Origin of the sequence: Streptococcus sp. 29896, assembly GCF_032594915.1 — a bacterium.
GTDB lineage: Bacteria > Bacillota > Bacilli > Lactobacillales > Streptococcaceae > Streptococcus > Streptococcus suivaginalis.
This window is the reverse complement of sequence record NZ_CP118733.1, coordinates 46,486-61,068: the sequence shown is the minus strand read 5'-3', so window position 1 is coordinate 61,068 and position 14,583 is coordinate 46,486. Positions and strand designations below refer to the sequence as shown.

Annotated in this window: 15 protein-coding genes; 1 reads left to right on the top strand and 14 read right to left on the bottom strand. The window is 39.1% G+C overall.

What is annotated here, in order from left to right; genetic code table 11:
- Positions 1 to 16 precede the first annotated feature (16 nt).
- From PXH68_RS00350 to PXH68_RS00330, 5 genes are all read right to left on the bottom strand, one after another.
- A complete protein-coding gene (locus PXH68_RS00350) occupies positions 17 to 316 on the bottom strand; it encodes a 50S ribosomal protein L23 (RefSeq protein ID WP_004195491.1) in 300 nt (99 codons plus the stop codon).
- Complete coding sequence (gene rplD, locus PXH68_RS00345; protein WP_004195490.1) at positions 316 to 939, bottom strand: 50S ribosomal protein L4; 624 nt, start codon at positions 937 to 939, stop codon at positions 316 to 318. The genes PXH68_RS00350 and rplD overlap by 1 nt, the downstream gene beginning before the upstream one ends.
- 24 nt (positions 940 to 963) lie before the next feature.
- Positions 964 to 1,590, bottom strand: a complete 627-nt coding sequence (rplC, locus tag PXH68_RS00340) for a 50S ribosomal protein L3 (protein WP_011921686.1) — start codon at positions 1,588 to 1,590, stop codon at positions 964 to 966.
- A 108-nt stretch (positions 1,591 to 1,698) separates the two neighbouring features.
- The gene (rpsJ, locus tag PXH68_RS00335) at positions 1,699 to 2,007 is read right to left on the bottom strand and encodes a 30S ribosomal protein S10 (RefSeq protein WP_014735259.1); all 309 of its coding nucleotides are present in this window, start codon (positions 2,005 to 2,007) and stop codon (positions 1,699 to 1,701) included.
- Positions 2,008 to 2,362: 355 nt separating this feature from the next.
- The gene (locus tag PXH68_RS00330; protein WP_172016753.1) at positions 2,363 to 4,762 is read right to left on the bottom strand and encodes an AAA family ATPase; all 2,400 of its coding nucleotides are present in this window, start codon (positions 4,760 to 4,762) and stop codon (positions 2,363 to 2,365) included.
- Between the two features lie 289 nt (positions 4,763 to 5,051).
- Between PXH68_RS00330 and PXH68_RS00325 the strand changes: the two genes are divergently transcribed.
- Positions 5,052 to 5,234: a DUF4368 domain-containing protein gene (locus PXH68_RS00325; RefSeq protein WP_172016751.1), complete on the top strand. Its 183-nt coding sequence runs from the start codon at positions 5,052 to 5,054 to the stop codon at positions 5,232 to 5,234.
- Positions 5,235 to 5,369: 135 nt separating this feature from the next.
- Here PXH68_RS00325 and PXH68_RS00320 read toward each other — a convergent pair whose 3' ends face one another.
- From PXH68_RS00320 to purE, 9 genes are all read right to left on the bottom strand, one after another.
- Positions 5,370 to 5,984 carry an HAD-IA family hydrolase gene (locus tag PXH68_RS00320; RefSeq protein ID WP_248028201.1) on the bottom strand — a complete coding sequence of 205 codons (615 nt, stop codon included), beginning with the start codon at positions 5,982 to 5,984 and terminating at the stop codon, positions 5,370 to 5,372.
- Position 5,985: 1 nt separating this feature from the next.
- Entirely contained in the window at positions 5,986 to 6,732 is a 747-nt protein-coding gene (locus PXH68_RS00315; RefSeq protein ID WP_248028200.1) for a GNAT family N-acetyltransferase, read from the bottom strand.
- Positions 6,732 to 7,730, bottom strand: coding sequence for a Holliday junction branch migration DNA helicase RuvB (ruvB, locus tag PXH68_RS00310; RefSeq protein ID WP_248028199.1), 999 nt, complete (start codon positions 7,728 to 7,730; stop codon positions 6,732 to 6,734). The genes PXH68_RS00315 and ruvB overlap by 1 nt, the downstream gene beginning before the upstream one ends.
- A 194-nt stretch (positions 7,731 to 7,924) precedes the next feature.
- Positions 7,925 to 9,193 (bottom strand): MerR family transcriptional regulator, encoded by a 1,269-nt coding sequence (locus PXH68_RS00305; protein ID WP_248028198.1) that lies wholly within the window; start codon positions 9,191 to 9,193, stop codon positions 7,925 to 7,927.
- Positions 9,194 to 9,420: 227 nt separating this feature from the next.
- Positions 9,421 to 10,713, bottom strand: coding sequence for an adenylosuccinate lyase (gene purB / locus PXH68_RS00300; RefSeq protein WP_248028197.1), 1,293 nt, complete (start codon positions 10,711 to 10,713; stop codon positions 9,421 to 9,423).
- Between the two features lie 35 nt (positions 10,714 to 10,748).
- Positions 10,749 to 12,065: a hypothetical protein gene (locus PXH68_RS00295; protein WP_248028196.1), complete on the bottom strand. Its 1,317-nt coding sequence runs from the start codon at positions 12,063 to 12,065 to the stop codon at positions 10,749 to 10,751.
- Positions 12,066 to 12,098: 33 nt separating this feature from the next.
- Positions 12,099 to 13,019 (bottom strand): hypothetical protein, encoded by a 921-nt coding sequence (locus PXH68_RS00290; protein WP_248028195.1) that lies wholly within the window; start codon positions 13,017 to 13,019, stop codon positions 12,099 to 12,101.
- A 12-nt stretch (positions 13,020 to 13,031) separates the two neighbouring features.
- On the bottom strand, positions 13,032 to 14,105 hold the full coding sequence (purK, locus tag PXH68_RS00285; RefSeq protein WP_248028194.1) for a 5-(carboxyamino)imidazole ribonucleotide synthase: 1,074 nt from the start codon (positions 14,103 to 14,105) through the stop codon (positions 13,032 to 13,034).
- Entirely contained in the window at positions 14,092 to 14,580 is a 489-nt protein-coding gene (gene purE / locus PXH68_RS00280) for a 5-(carboxyamino)imidazole ribonucleotide mutase (RefSeq protein ID WP_248028193.1), read from the bottom strand. The genes purK and purE overlap by 14 nt, the downstream gene beginning before the upstream one ends.
- Positions 14,581 to 14,583: the final 3 nt, after the last annotated feature.

Sequence of the window (14,583 nt, the reverse complement as noted above, 5' to 3'; positions counted from 1 at the left end):
TTAATTCCTCCTTTGATTATTCAGCGTCAGCTGTAGCGAACAATTCGATCGCTTTTGAATCAGCAGCCAATGTGATGATTGCTTTTTTCACTTTGTTTGTGCGACCTACATAACGACCTACGCGTTTTGTTTTAGGTTTCACGTTGATTGTGTTAACATTTGCAACTTTAACACCCTCGAATGCAGCTTCAACAGCTTGCTTGATCAAGAGTTTGTGTGCACGAGTGTCAACTTCAAATACATACTTGCCTGCTTCGAGTTGGCCCATTGAGCTTTCTGTGATGACAGGTTTTTTGATAACATCATACAAATTCATTATGCAAGAACCTCCTCAATTTTAGAGATAGCTGCTTGAGTTACAAGAAGTTTGTCTGCATTTGCGATGTCAAGTACGCTTGCAGTTGTTGCAGTTGCAACTTTAACTCCTGGGATGTTACGAGCAGAAAGAGCTGCGAATTCGTTGCCTTCTTCAAGAATAACAAGGACTTTAGAATCAATGCTCAATGCTGCAAGTACTTTTGCAAATTCAGCAGTTTTTGGAGCTGTGAATTCAAGTGAGTTAACAGCTACAAATTTGTTTTCAGCAACTTTTTCTGAGTAAACAGATTTAAGTGCCAAGCGACGAACTTTTTGTGGAAGTTTGTACGCGTATGAACGTGGAGTTGGTCCGAAGACTACGCCACCGCCACGCCATTGTGGTGAACGGATAGAACCTTGACGAGCACGTCCAGTTCCTTTTTGACGCCATGGTTTGCGTCCGCCACCTGAGACTGCTGAACGGTTTTTAACTGCGTGAGTGCCTTGACGAAGGCTAGCACGTTGGCTGATGATCACATCAAATACAACTGCTTGGTTTGGCTCGATACCAAAGATCGCATCGTTAAGAACTACTTCACCAGCTTGTTTACCAGTTTGGTCAAATAATGTTACGTTTGCCATTTCGACTGATTTCCCCTTTCCTTATTATTTACCAGCTTTAACTGCTGACTTGATAGTGATAAGAGATTTCTTAGCACCTGGTACGTTACCTTTGATAAGGATAACGTTCTTTTCTGGAACAACTTGTACAACTTCAAGGTTTTGAATTGTTACACGGTTGCCGCCCATGCGACCTGCAAGGTTTTTACCTTTGAATACACGGTTAGGTGCAACAGGACCCATAGAACCTGGACGACGGTGGTAACGAGAACCGTGAGCCATAGGACCACGTGATTGACCATGGCGTTTGATAACACCTTGGAAGCCTTTACCTTTAGATGTACCAGTTACATCAACAACATCACCAGCTGCGAAAGTTTCAACTGTAATTTCTTGTCCAACTTCCAAGCCTTCAATGTTTTTGAATTCACGAATGAAGCGCTTAGGAGCTGTGTTAGCTTTAGCTACATGGCCTTTGGCAGGTTTGTTGCTCAATACTTCACGTTTGTCATCAAAACCAACTTGAACTGCTGCATAACCATCAGTTTCAACTGTTTTCACTTGAAGAACAACGTTTGGAGTTGCTTCGATGACAGTAACAGGGATAAATTCACCAGATTCAGTGAAGATTTGAGTCATTCCCACTTTTTTCCCTAAGATTCCTTTTGTCATGAGAAAAATATTCCTTTTCTTATTTTGTATTAAAAAGTTTTTAACGAGCGTTTTTCATGCTCAAATCAAGATACACAGAGTTTAGCCTGTGCTCAATTAGAAATCAGATTACAATTTGATTTCTACGTTCACACCACTTGGAAGATCCAATTTCATCAAGGCATCAACTGTTTTTTGAGTTGGGTTAACGATATCGATCAAACGTTTGTGTGTACGCATTTCGAACTGCTCACGAGAATCTTTGTACTTGTGAGTCGCACGGATGATTGTGTAGAGGCTACGTTCTGTTGGAAGCGGAACTGGACCTGCTACTTGTGCACCTGTACGAGTTGCAGTTTCAACGATTTTTGCAGCAGCTGTATCAAGTGTACGGTGTTCGTACGCTTTCAAGCGGATGCGGATTTTTTTGTTTGCCATCTTTGTCTCCTTTTCGTCTATTTAAGATAATAGGCTAGCTCCACAAGAAAACCAACACGGGTCGCGTGGCAATGCAACCGAGCGTGTCGCAACCTCTTGCATCAAAGCTACAGCCGTAAATTTTACGGCACTAGAACATTCTACCAGATTCTGTTAACCAATGCAAGAGATTATGCTTCCTTTTTTAAAAAATATTAAAAACTTTTTTCTGATATATCAACCGAGCCAAGTTCTTATCTTTTTGATTAATTATAATAGAAGAAAACAAACAGAAAACAGCCGGCAAAGGCAGTATGACACTCAGCAGTATAGAAATAAGGACCTCTCTTTAATGGAGTGTCCTTATTTTTAATTTTTATCTTTCTTCCAGAAAATCTGGGAGAATCAAATTACTATTATTGAGAAATGATTTAAATTGTTCTGAATCGTTTTGATATAAAGCACTTAAGATTATTCTAGCATCGTGTATGAATTCACTTGTGTTGATTGGATTACGAGTCCTATCAAACCTATCTTCTCCATGAGAGTACTCATTATTTATACGTTGTATAAATGCAGCATTCTCATTTCCAAAATAACTATTGATTTTATCGTCATTATTTGTTTTATAATCAGGATATTTAAAATACAAAAGAGTTTCAATAAATTTTCTACCGTTGTTTGGAAAATTATAAAAAACAGAAAAATTATTTTCATTTTCTTGTTCCGTCGCTACTCTATATATTTGTTCAAACAGAAATACAAACTCTGTAACTTTGTTAGATAAATATTTTGGTAGTTTTTTGATGTAACTCTTTGACGGTGTATTCTCAGCTTCTTTTATTTTTTCTATTAAGTAATAATCTTTATTATTTTTACCAGGAAATTTATTTGTATACTTCAAAAAATCCAAATTATGAGTAGAAAGAAAATACTGCAAAAATTCCTTTTTCTCAAGAAGTCTAAAGATAAGATTATAAATATAAAAAATATTATTCTCATCGAGACTAGAAATTGGGTCGTCAATAAATAAGATAGTTTTTTCCTTTTCTTCTACAGACAAACTTTCTAACCTTGCAATATAATAAGCAAAAGCTATTAATGATTTTTCCCCTTCACTTAGATTATAGGCTCTTTCTTCATTACGAGAAACTTCGAAGTATATACCTTCCTCATCATCAACTGATTTTAAGGATATCTCGGAATGTGCTAAAGAATTTTGAAGTATTATATTTATACGTTTTACCGCTTCAGATTCTGACTTCAAACTGCCTTCAAGTTCAACAATATCTTGCTCAAATTTTTCTTTTTCTTCCTTTAATTCTCTCTGTTCTTCGGATTTCTCATTTATATATTCTTCAAGTTGGTTAACTTTTTGAGACAGTTTGGTAAACTCAGATACGGGGAATTCTTTTACAATATAATATCTTCGAAGAAAATCTATACTTTTAATTTTTCTATCATCAAATTGGTCTATCTGCTTAATAGTGCTATTATATAGCGAGTCAATCTCAACTTGAATTTCAGAAAAATCACTCCAATTTAAATCATTAATCTCAATTTTTGAAAAAATATCTCGTTGTTTTTCAAAAATCTTTGATTCAAGTGTTTTCAAAGCTTCTTTTCTATCGCTAATGACATTTCTAATATCTTTATTTATATTTCGAATATCGGCTGCAGAATCATTAAAATAGTCTTCTTTATTAATATTTGGAATAAAATCTAATTTTTGGATTTCTGATTTTATCCTATTATTTTGCAGTGCTAATTCGTTTTCCAAAGAGCTTAACTCATCAGAAAAAGCCAACTTTAGATTTTGAATTAAGTCACTGTCAATACTGTTACCACAAAACACACATTTCTCTGGATTTTCCCCATGAATATCAACACCATGCTTAATCCAATTTATTTTATTTGGACTGTTTTTATATTCATCCAAAATATTACTTACCGAGACAACTTTAGATAATAATTTCTTCGTATTTTCTAAAAACAATGTAAAATTAAAATTTTTATCATAACTAACTAAATCTATTTTTTGAGGTTTATTTATGTTTTTTTCGAGAATTCGTATTTTTGCTTGTTTAATTTTCTTTTCTAACTCAGCTAGAGCATCCTTGTCACTTTGTGACGGTAGAATAGGAAATTGAGGTGAGTGTTCGCTGAACTCCTCCTTTATGTCTCGTATATCATATTTATTGCCAACTACGACCGAGGGATTCTTTAAATTCTTGATTTTTGAAGCAGTTGTTCTCAGTTTTGAATCTAAACTATCTTTGCTGATTTTTTTCTTTTTTTGCTTCTCAGTTATATCCGATTCAATCTGCAACAATTTTTCATTTCTAGGTTTAAGTTCGTTTAATTGTATATCTTCAATCTTCTTTAAAGTCTCATTAGTATCACTACCTATCGAAATTTGAAAACTATTTAATTTATTGTCATTGTGAAGATAAATATTATCATCAATAAATCGCTGGTTAAAAACCTTACAATCTATAGGTAATGTATGAGTAGCTATTTCATTTGACTTGATAAATGTCTGGTTAGCTAATTTGATTTCAAAATCTATATCTCCGTACTTTTCTGGAAGTTGCTTAAGTTCAATACTTTGAAAAATTTTCGAATAAGTGCTTTTTCCAGAATAGTTTCTGCCATAAAAAATATTAACTCTTCCATCATTGAAATCATTACCGATACCTGACCGACTATGCTGTTTGTAGTCTTTATAGCAACCAAAATCTTTAATGTCAATTTTTTTAATTTCTAAACTTAACATATTTAATACCTCTTTTTAATTATATCATATAGAGATAGCATTAACAGAACATATTTAAATTACTTTTGAGTAAAAATCGTTCTAATCGGTCTTCGAATCGTGTAGATGAAGAAAATTCTTTCAATCCCATAAAATGAGACTTTTAAGCTTAATCTATCACATGAAATACTACAAAACTTAGCCTAGATTTGTCAGCCCAAATCATTCCTAGAGTTACTTTAATCCTATTTCTGCCTTAACAGAAAAACTCACCAACCAACAATAAGATAGCTTGAATATCTCCAAGTTTATGACGAGAATTTCCAAATACACACAAGTTTCAAGATTAATCGTTGAAATAGTAAATGAACTAATTAATGAAATTGTGATTTACAAGTCAGCTGGTGTGAAACGCAATCGAATTATCCAGATAGACATTTATTACAACTTCATCGGAAAACTAAATAACGAAAAAGCGAGTCAGGCGGACTGACTCGCTACTATTACACCTTAATAATTAAACTGCTAGGTGTCAGATCGGCTAACTGCCAGCTGTTTTCAAGGAGATTATATGAAAAAGAAAAGTTTTAGGATAAGGATAGTATAGCCCGATTAGCTTAAGATTTCCTTAATCCTCAAATAATTCTTTGATTTCTAACAAAGCTCTGATGTTTTGATTCTGCTCCACACCATCAATTTGCAGGTTGATGCTATGAATCCCTGCGTTGATAGCTGTTTCTACATCGAGCAAACGATCGCCGATATAGTAGGTATTTTCTTTATCCAGTCCGTATTTTTCGATGAGAAATAGCAGAGCTTCTGGACTTGGTTTGCGGGCAAAACCAGAATCACTGGTCAAGATTTCTGTGAAATGGTGACGGACGCCAAGATCCTCCAAAACCTGAAAAGCATTGTCACTCTTGTGTGTATAGACGAAGTTTTGAATACCTTGCTGAGCTGTCCAGTCCAGAATTTCACGCGCACCTGCCATCAAGGGAATCTGCGTATTCTTCTCCTTCAAGGAAGTCGCACGTACGCGATTAAGCTCATCGCTATCCAGACCGTACTTGTCCGCATCACGCACCAGCAAATCCTTGACAGAATAGCGAAGAATGAAATTTCTTACTTCTTCGCGGTCAAAAGGAAGATCATATTGTTCATAGGTTTCCTGAATTCCAGCCAAAATCGCTTCATAGGAATCCAACAGCGTTCCGTCCAAATCCCAAATAAATATCGGTATCATCTTATCTCCATTCATATGCTTGATAGGGCTTGTTCAATTGGTAACCCAATTTTTCAGCCAGTTTCAAGGAAGTCAGAGTATGGGCATCCCAGCTAGGATAGAGATTACGGTCTAAACAAGCTAAGATTAACTGAGCAGCACAAGCTCTAGCTAAACCCAAACCTCGATAGTCTTCCCTAGTATCCACTTCTATCTCAATCCCACCTGAATAACTGGCATAGGATGAGGCACCTGACACCACCTGTTCCTTATGCAAGATGACATAGCCTAGACCCAAGTCTAAAAACTGCTCCACATCAGCATAATTGCCCACCAAATCGCGTGACCATTCTTCTACCAGACAGGCATCATACAGATTACGGTCAATCACTTTCAGGTCAAACTCTTTAGGTAGGGCATCATTCAGTTTCTGCAAATGCCCAAGGTCAAAACTAGTATCTTTTTTCGTAGCATAACGGGTAAAGGACCGGATACTGTCTCCGTAAGTCCCTTCTATCAAGTCTGACCAGGCTTGGTTTTGAGGTACTAAAATAATATCCTTTCCCTCACACATTTTTAGCAAGTCCGCATTTGGTTTTCCGGCCAAAAAACCAAAGAAGCTCTGCCGTCCATAGAGAGCTAGGGCTGACTGGGGTGACTGGGCATTATCGACATGAATCTGTCCCATTCTGCCTTCTAAACAGGTCCAAATAATTGCCTCAGGCCAATCTCCAAATAAACTAGCTACTCGTCTCATCTGCTCTGCCATTATTTTTCCGTATAGGGATAACCCAAGTGCTCGTAAGCCTTAGCTGTCGCGACCCGCCCTGTCCGTGTCCGCATAAGGAAGCCCTGCTGAATCAGGTAGGGCTCATACATATCCTCCACCGTTTCACGCTCCTCGGCGATATTGACCGACAGGGTGTTGAGGCCGACGGGACCGCCGCCGTACATTTCAATCATGGTACGGAGAATCTTCTGGTCCACATAGTCCAGACCTTCACGGTCCACATCTAGCATGGTCAGGGCCTTGTCCGTAATGCTATCGTCAATCAGGCCGTCGCCCATAATCTGGGCAAAATCCCGCACTCGCTTGAGCAGGCGGTTGGCGATACGTGGGGTCCCACGGGAACGACGAGCCAGCTCGATAGCTGCTTCATGGGTAATCTCCATGTCAAAGATGTCCGCTGTCCGCTCGACAATCTCGGTCAAATCAGCCAGTTCATAATACTCCATGTGTCCAGTGATACCAAAACGGGCTCGCAGGGGATTGGACAGCATACCCGCACGAGTGGTCGCTCCAATCAGGGTAAAAGGTGGTAACTCCAAATGCACGGAGCGACTGGCCTCCCCTGCTCCAATCATAATGTCAATGTAGAAGTCTTCCATGGCTGAGTAGAGAATCTCCTCAACCGCCATGGGCATACGGTGGATTTCATCGATAAAGAGGACGTCGCCAGGCTCCAAGTCGTTGAGAAGGGCCACCAAATCACCTGCTTTTTCAATAACAGGACCACTGGTCTGCTTAATGTTGACCCCCAATTCGTTGGCAATAACAAAGGCCATGGTGGTCTTACCCAAACCCGGAGGGCCAAACAGAAGGGTATGGTCCAAGGCTTCATCACGGAGCTTGGCTGCCTCGATAAAGATTTTCAGTTGGTCCTTGACCTTGTCCTGACCGATGTATTCATTTAATTTCTGTGGGCGCAGAGTGCGTTCTACGAACTCCTCGTCCTGCATTTGTTCCATGTCTAAAATTCTAGTCATGAAACCATTATAGCATAAAATGAAAATACCAGACTCAGTGAGTCCAGTATTTCCAGGAGATTATATGATACCTAGCTCTTGTCGCTTGCGACTTAGAGCTAGGGACACCTTTAGGTGAAAAGGAAGTCTGCTATTTCTAGCTTGAATAGAGTATAACTCGTCAAGCTTAAGGGAAACTAAAACAGGATTTACGCTTATTTCTTTTCAATAATCCGTAAAAATCGTTCTAAATAGTGCGGATCTAACTCATTATACTGACTGCCTTCTGTTGAACTTTCTTTGGGAATGCCCAAATTCATCAGTCGCCGATCAAACTCCTCTAGTTCGATGTAGGTATCGTCAGGGATCAAGTTCTGATTAACAGTTGGTTGCATAAACACAATCTTTTTCCCATCCAGTTGAATTTGATAGCTAAACTCCCCTTGCCTTTCAGCTCTGTTCACTGTCACTAGCTTGGTCCCAAAGCCTGTCCAGACAGACTTGACATCGCTGTAAAGATATTCCTTGGACGGTGTCAACAGATTGACATCGATAATCTGGTCTTCGGTCACTGCTGTCGTGGTAGAAATCAGCAGAGCGGTAACCATGATACAACCGCCTGCCAGACCCAAGCCGTATTTCCAAGATAACTTCACCAGCCTCGCCAGTTTTCCCAAAAGAAAAACGAGAAAAGCCATGATAAACAATATAGCAACCTTGTCCAGACCAGTCGAATACTCATAGAAGAGCCAATCGCTTGGTAGGAAAAATCTTTCGGTCAACCAGCCGACAAGGACAAAGTAGGCAATCCCACCTACGAGGGAGATGAGACCAATCGGAATCCACCAGGCATGACTACGATTCTTCTGGCGGATCTTGTCCCGATGTTTCCACCAGGTTACAAGGTAGTCTCGCCAGAGAAGCATTATCCAAGCGGTTGCTAGCAGGGAAACCACTGCTAGTAGGAAAAGATTTTCCTGACGACCCTCTTGGATTCGGGTAAACAGCCAGAGAATCGGACCTGATAGCGACAAGGTCTGCAAGAGAGTCATCCAAATACTTGGTAGCAAGGCATCTTCTAAATCTTGTTTGAAGTCTTGAAATTCACCGCTTTCCACAAAGGCAATGGATTCCTGTGCTTCTTCCAACCAATCCATTTTCTTACCCAAATCCCTGACCACCTGGTCCAACAAATCAACCTTGTCTGTCAATTCTTCTGCTTGCTGGCTGATTCCCCGCTTTTTCCCACGCAAGGCTGACTGCAAGTCCTCCTCTGGCAAGGCTAAGAGGTCCGTAATCTCTGCTAGGGAATACTCAAAATAGCGGAGCAACTTAATCAAGCGAAGCTGCCGCACATTTTCCTCTGAATAATCACGGTAATCGTTGAGCGGATTTCTCGCCACTTCAATCAAGCCCTTTTCTTCATACAGCCGAATCGCCTTAGTTGACAAGCCTGTCAACTTCTCCACATCTTTGACCTGCATAAACAACCTCCAACTGTTTTGATAGTCCTAGCATACACTATTCCCCTAGGGATGAGTCAAGGATTTTTTGATTTTTTATACAAAAACAGTCAGCTAATTCTTGCCGACTGTTTTCTGGAGATTATATGAAAAAGAAATTTCGCTATTTCTAGCTTGAATATAGTATAACTCGCCAAGCTTAAGGGAAACTAAAAAATTCTCTGGAAAATCCAAAGAATTTTAATTTTTCATAATCCAAGTCGTTCAAAGATGTCATCAACACGCTTCGCATAGTAGTCTGGGTTGAAGAGTTCATCGATTTCTTCCTGACTAAGTTTAGCTGTCACATGCTCATCCGCTTCGAGAAGGGGCTTGAAGTCCACTTGATTATCCCATGATTGCGCAGTTTTTGGTTGCACCAAGTCATAGGCTTCCTCACGGGTCATACCTTTCTCAATCAAACTGAGCATGACACGCTGGCTATAAATCAAGCCAAAAGTTGACTCCATATTGCGTTTCATATTTTCAGGGAAGACCGTCAAGTTCTTGACGATATTGCCAAAACGATTGAGCATATAGTTGATGAGAATAGTCGTATCCGGCGTGATAATCCGCTCCGCTGACGAGTGGGAAATATCGCGTTCGTGCCAGAGAGCCACATTTTCAAAAGCCGTCACCAAGTGACCACGCACCACACGAGCCAGACCGGTCATGTTTTCAGATCCGATAGGGTTGCGTTTATGGGGCATAGCAGAGCTGCCTTTTTGGCCTTTGGCGAAATACTCTTCGACTTCACGTTGCTCAGATTTTTGTAGTCCACGGATTTCTGTCGCCATACGCTCGATAGACGTTGCAATCAAGGCTAGAGCTGAGAAATATTCTGCGTGAAGGTCACGAGGAAGGACCTGGGTCGAAATTTCCTGCGGACGAATGCCTAATTTGCCACAAACATACTCTTCTACAAATGGAGGGATGTTGGCAAAGTTACCAACCGCACCTGAAATTTTACCAGCTTCAACACCCTTAGCCGCCACATCAAAACGCTCCATGTTGCGTTTCATTTCGCTATACCAAGTTGCCAATTTAAGACCGAAGGTCGTTGGCTCCGCATGGACACCGTGGGTCCGCCCCATCATAATGGTGTACTTGTGCTCACGAGCCTTGTCGGCAATGATGTTAGTAAAGTTTTCAAGGTCACGACGGATAATGTCATTGGCCTGCTTGTAGAGGTAACCGTAAGCCGTATCCACCACGTCGGTCGAGGTCAGACCATAATGGACCCACTTGCGTTCCTCACCAAGACTTTCCGAAACCGCACGGGTAAAAGCCACCACATCGTGACGGGTTTCCTCTTCAATCTCTAAAATGCGGTCGATGTCAAAAGTCGCTTTCTCACGAATCAAGGCCACATCTTCTTTGGGAATCTCACCCAACTCAGCCCAAGCCTCATCTGCGAGAATTTCCACCTCCAACCAAGCCTTGTACTTGTTCTCTTCACTCCAAATAGCCGCCATCTCTGGGCGGGAATAACGTGTTAGCATTTTTTGTTTACTCCTTTAATTAATCTTCTACATTATTATTTGAATTCTATTAGGTCAGATTCATTTGCAATATACATAAGAGCATCCCACAAGATATTTGCATAAATAAATCCGTAAAACAGCGTGCATCCAAATTCAATTAAATACAATTCTTTCGTATCTGTTTTATTTTGAAAACTTATTTTTTGCTCATTAGCATCGTAAGAGTAGTCCCTATGATCTATGCTATTTCTGACTTCATTATCAAATATTCGTTTAAGAAATTCATTGTTACTTTCATCAAAAAGAAGAACTTTAATTCTGTTACCTACATTTTTTATTTTGTTATTAAAATTTTCTAAGTCTTCTTCTACAGGTTCCACTACTTTAGGAAATTGAGTATAAAACTCCGAATGAAATTTATTTATTTTACCTCTATTACTGATATTATTCATTAATATAATAATCAATATTAAATCCTTTAAATCCTCGTAATTGTCAGAATAATACTTTTTGATAGTCTCAAAATCAGTTTGAGCAATTCCCCATTTAGCCTTTATCTCATCAATTGGAAATGTTCCGACAATTTCATTGAGCATTACAGGCAAAATATAATTATAATAATTCAGAAAGTTAGAAGTAACAGTATATATTTTTTTTACGTAGGACCCATAATCTTTTTTTACAAAACTAAATAATTCATTATATTCTCTATAATGCTTTTTTCTTATTGTCTCCAATTGACCTAGCACTTTCCGAGCAATGTTATTATAATATTCACTCTCTCTAATATCTCTATATACAACATCCTGTAGAAATGAAATTTTATCTGACTCATTCACCTTCTTATGCTTCTTCTCTTTTTTACTCAATAAATTAAGTTCTTTTTTTCTTTTATGAAGATAAGTTGGAGATTTTTCATATAAATCCCAAAATGATGTATAAAGTTCCGATTTCGGTCGAATATTAGTCAGAAATTCTTTAACAAATTGTTGTAGTTGCTCACTTTTTTCCCCTGCACCAGACACTGCATATTGCATATGAGGTGACAAATGAATTATCTGGTGCATACTTCCTGCTGATTTCAACATTTTATCGGTATATAATTCTGTTGAAAGCTGAATCACATACCCTACATCATCTACATCAAATTCATCATCTTTTATCCGCTTACAATTCCATAAATTATCTAAAACATCTCCTTTCTTATCTACTGGAGATACTTGTGAATTTATTAACACCTCACCTCTACACATCACTTTACATTCAGGACATTCATATGCAAATGGAATCCAATTATAATAACCAGCTTGTACTCTTAGTCTCATTAATGAGTTACACGTCGTACACTTTAACATATAATTTGCATTCATCTTGCATCCCTCAACTAATTTAAAATTCTTACATTAATTATCCAATATTTTACCGAACATTTTAGTATATGAACGACAATTAATCTCCATATTCTCTACCAAACGACTATATTGTTCTGTAGTACCATGGTAGTATCTCTCAATAAAGATTATCATTACTATATAGTAAAGAAACATGAATGCAAAGAAACTATTTGCATAAGTTGCCAAACTAGTCTTACTACTTTTTGTAATTGACATATTACTTCCATGTAAACTATCATTACGTAACGAATAAATATAACCTGATAATAAAAGGAAAATTACTTCTTCATGATTTAAATTGAAACTAGTACTACCAATTGAGAATGTTTTCCCATTTAAAAGATATCTCTTGTAAAGCAAACTTGGCTTCCTTATAGAAGCTTCATATTTAGAAAAATCAGGACTCCCATACTTCATACTTATATTTTCAATTACTTGATTATTAAAAGTAGTGTTAGTCCTTAAACGAGCTCTCACTCTACTATCTCTCTCACTAATCTTAAGATATAAATATTGACATGACTTAAGCGGAATTATACTTATAAGTTTTTCAAATGCTTTAGATAAGTTGTGATCAGTACTAAAAATATTATCTAAGTAACTTGACAACCATCTTATTACTTCTGTTATATTATTAGTTTCACTTTTATTATCAGAATATAATTTTTTAGAGATATTATCAAAACTTTTGAACATAAATTCAAACGAATGGTTAGGTTTAGTTTCTATATATTCCAAAGCATCAATTATGAAAGAAAGGGCAATATTGAAATTTTTTTCATCACAATCTAGCAGAGTAAACGGAATAAATATTCTCTGAGATTTTTTAATTTGTTGTACTAAATCAAAATACTCACTCTCTGCCTCAAATTTATCAACAATCGGCCAATTATTATAATAATAAATACGCTTTTTATAAAACTCGCTCATTTTTACTTCTTCCTAGAATTCTTCAACTCCATCTGGCTTATCCCCCAACACTGTCACGTGTCCCATTTTGCGATTGTGCTTTGCTTCTAGTTTACCATAAAAGTGGGGATGGGCGGTAGGATTTTCTCGAAGAAAGGTTTGAACTGCTTCCATGTCTTGTCCGAGGACGTTGATCATAACGGCTGGTGAAAGCAGACGAATCGGAGGTAAAGGCAACCCTAAAATACCTCGGATATGGGTATCAAACTGTGAAAAATTACAGGCTTCAATAGAATAATGTCCTGAATTATGTGGGCGAGGGGCAATTTCGTTAACCAGAATATCCTGCCTTGCCACAAACATTTCAACACATAGGGTACCTGCTAAATGGAGCTTGTCTGCGATTTGCATAGCCATAGTTTTGGCTTTTTCAGCAAGTTCATCAGAAATACGGGCAGGCACAATGGTTTTGTAAAGAATATTATTGCGGTGGATATTTTCCTGCACAGGAAAGACGGTGTAGTCGGAGCCATTCCCAGACACAAGGACGGAGATTTCCAGGTCGAAATTCACAAACTCTTCCAAAACACACTCGGCAGAGTTGGCTAGTTGGCTGGCTTCTACCAAGTCCGCATCTTCTCGAATAACCTTCTGACCATGTCCATCATAGCCCCCAGTCGCTGTCTTTAAGACATAGTTTTTGCTGAGGTCCAGCCCTTCTAGGTCTAGGCTAGAAGTGACGACTTTGTAGGGGGCGACTTGCACGCCAGCTTTTTTTGCCAAAAAATCCTTCTCAAAAATGCGGTTCTGAGAAATGCGAAGGAGGTCTGTCCCTTGAGGGAGCTGGCCGTCCTTGATGACCGCGTCCAGTCCGTCGGCATCGACATTTTCAAACTCGTAGGTCAGGACATCACACCGCTCCGCCAACTGTTTGAGGGCCGCCACATCGTGATAGGGAGCGACAATAACCTCGCTGACCTTGGAAGCTGGGCAGTCCGCTGCAGGATCCAGCGTGATGACCTTGTGACCCATGTAAATAGCAGAAATAGCCATCATCTGCCCCAGCTGACCGCCGCCGATAATTCCGATTGTCTTAGATGAGGTCATCTGTCATCGCCTCCGCAATTTTTTCCTGCTCCTTGGCAAATTCTACCAGCTGAGCCGCGATAGTCTGGTCTTCAATGGAGAGAATGCGAAGAGCTGTCAGAGCCGCATTGGTCGCACCTGCTTCACCGATTGCCATGGTCGCAACAGGTACGCCACCTGGCATTTGCACAATAGAATAGAGCGAATCCACACCGCTGAGGGCACGAGACTGGACAGGGACACCGATAACAGGCAGGGTTGTTTTAGCTGCCACCATACCTGGCAAATGAGCCGCACCACCCGCTCCTGCGATAATGACCTTGATGCCACGGCCACGCGCTTCCTCAGCATGACGGAACATAAGGTCTGGCGTGCGATGGGCAGATACCACTTTCTTTTCATAGGCTACGCCAAATTTGTCCAGCACATCGGCTGCTTTTTTCATGGTTTTCCAGTCGGAACTAGAGCCCATGATGATGGAAATTGGAATGTTCATGCT

Bases quoted from the DNA above. Each gene is read 5' to 3' on its own strand.
- rplD (WP_004195490.1), bottom strand. From the start codon at position 939: ATGGCAAACGTAACATTATTTGACCAAACTGGTAAACAAGCTGGTGAA.
- PXH68_RS00325 (WP_172016751.1), top strand. From the start codon at position 5,052: ATGACGAGAATTTCCAAATACACACAAGTTTCAAGATTAATCGTTGAA.
- rplC (WP_011921686.1), bottom strand. From the start codon at position 1,590: ATGACAAAAGGAATCTTAGGGAAAAAAGTGGGAATGACTCAAATCTTC.
- PXH68_RS00290 (WP_248028195.1), bottom strand. From the start codon at position 13,019: ATGAGCGAGTTTTATAAAAAGCGTATTTATTATTATAATAATTGGCCG.
- purK (WP_248028194.1), bottom strand. From the start codon at position 14,105: ATGACCTCATCTAAGACAATCGGAATTATCGGCGGCGGTCAGCTGGGG.
- rpsJ (WP_014735259.1), bottom strand. From the start codon at position 2,007: ATGGCAAACAAAAAAATCCGCATCCGCTTGAAAGCGTACGAACACCGT.
- purE (WP_248028193.1), bottom strand. From the start codon at position 14,580: ATGAACATTCCAATTTCCATCATCATGGGCTCTAGTTCCGACTGGAAA.
- PXH68_RS00320 (WP_248028201.1), bottom strand. From the start codon at position 5,984: ATGATACCGATATTTATTTGGGATTTGGACGGAACGCTGTTGGATTCC.
- PXH68_RS00330 (WP_172016753.1), bottom strand. From the start codon at position 4,762: ATGTTAAGTTTAGAAATTAAAAAAATTGACATTAAAGATTTTGGTTGC.
- PXH68_RS00295 (WP_248028196.1), bottom strand. From the start codon at position 12,065: ATGAATGCAAATTATATGTTAAAGTGTACGACGTGTAACTCATTAATG.
- purB (WP_248028197.1), bottom strand. From the start codon at position 10,713: ATGCTAACACGTTATTCCCGCCCAGAGATGGCGGCTATTTGGAGTGAA.
- PXH68_RS00315 (WP_248028200.1), bottom strand. From the start codon at position 6,732: ATGGCAGAGCAGATGAGACGAGTAGCTAGTTTATTTGGAGATTGGCCT.
- PXH68_RS00305 (WP_248028198.1), bottom strand. From the start codon at position 9,193: ATGCAGGTCAAAGATGTGGAGAAGTTGACAGGCTTGTCAACTAAGGCG.
- ruvB (WP_248028199.1), bottom strand. From the start codon at position 7,730: ATGACTAGAATTTTAGACATGGAACAAATGCAGGACGAGGAGTTCGTA.
- PXH68_RS00350 (WP_004195491.1), bottom strand. From the start codon at position 316: ATGAATTTGTATGATGTTATCAAAAAACCTGTCATCACAGAAAGCTCA.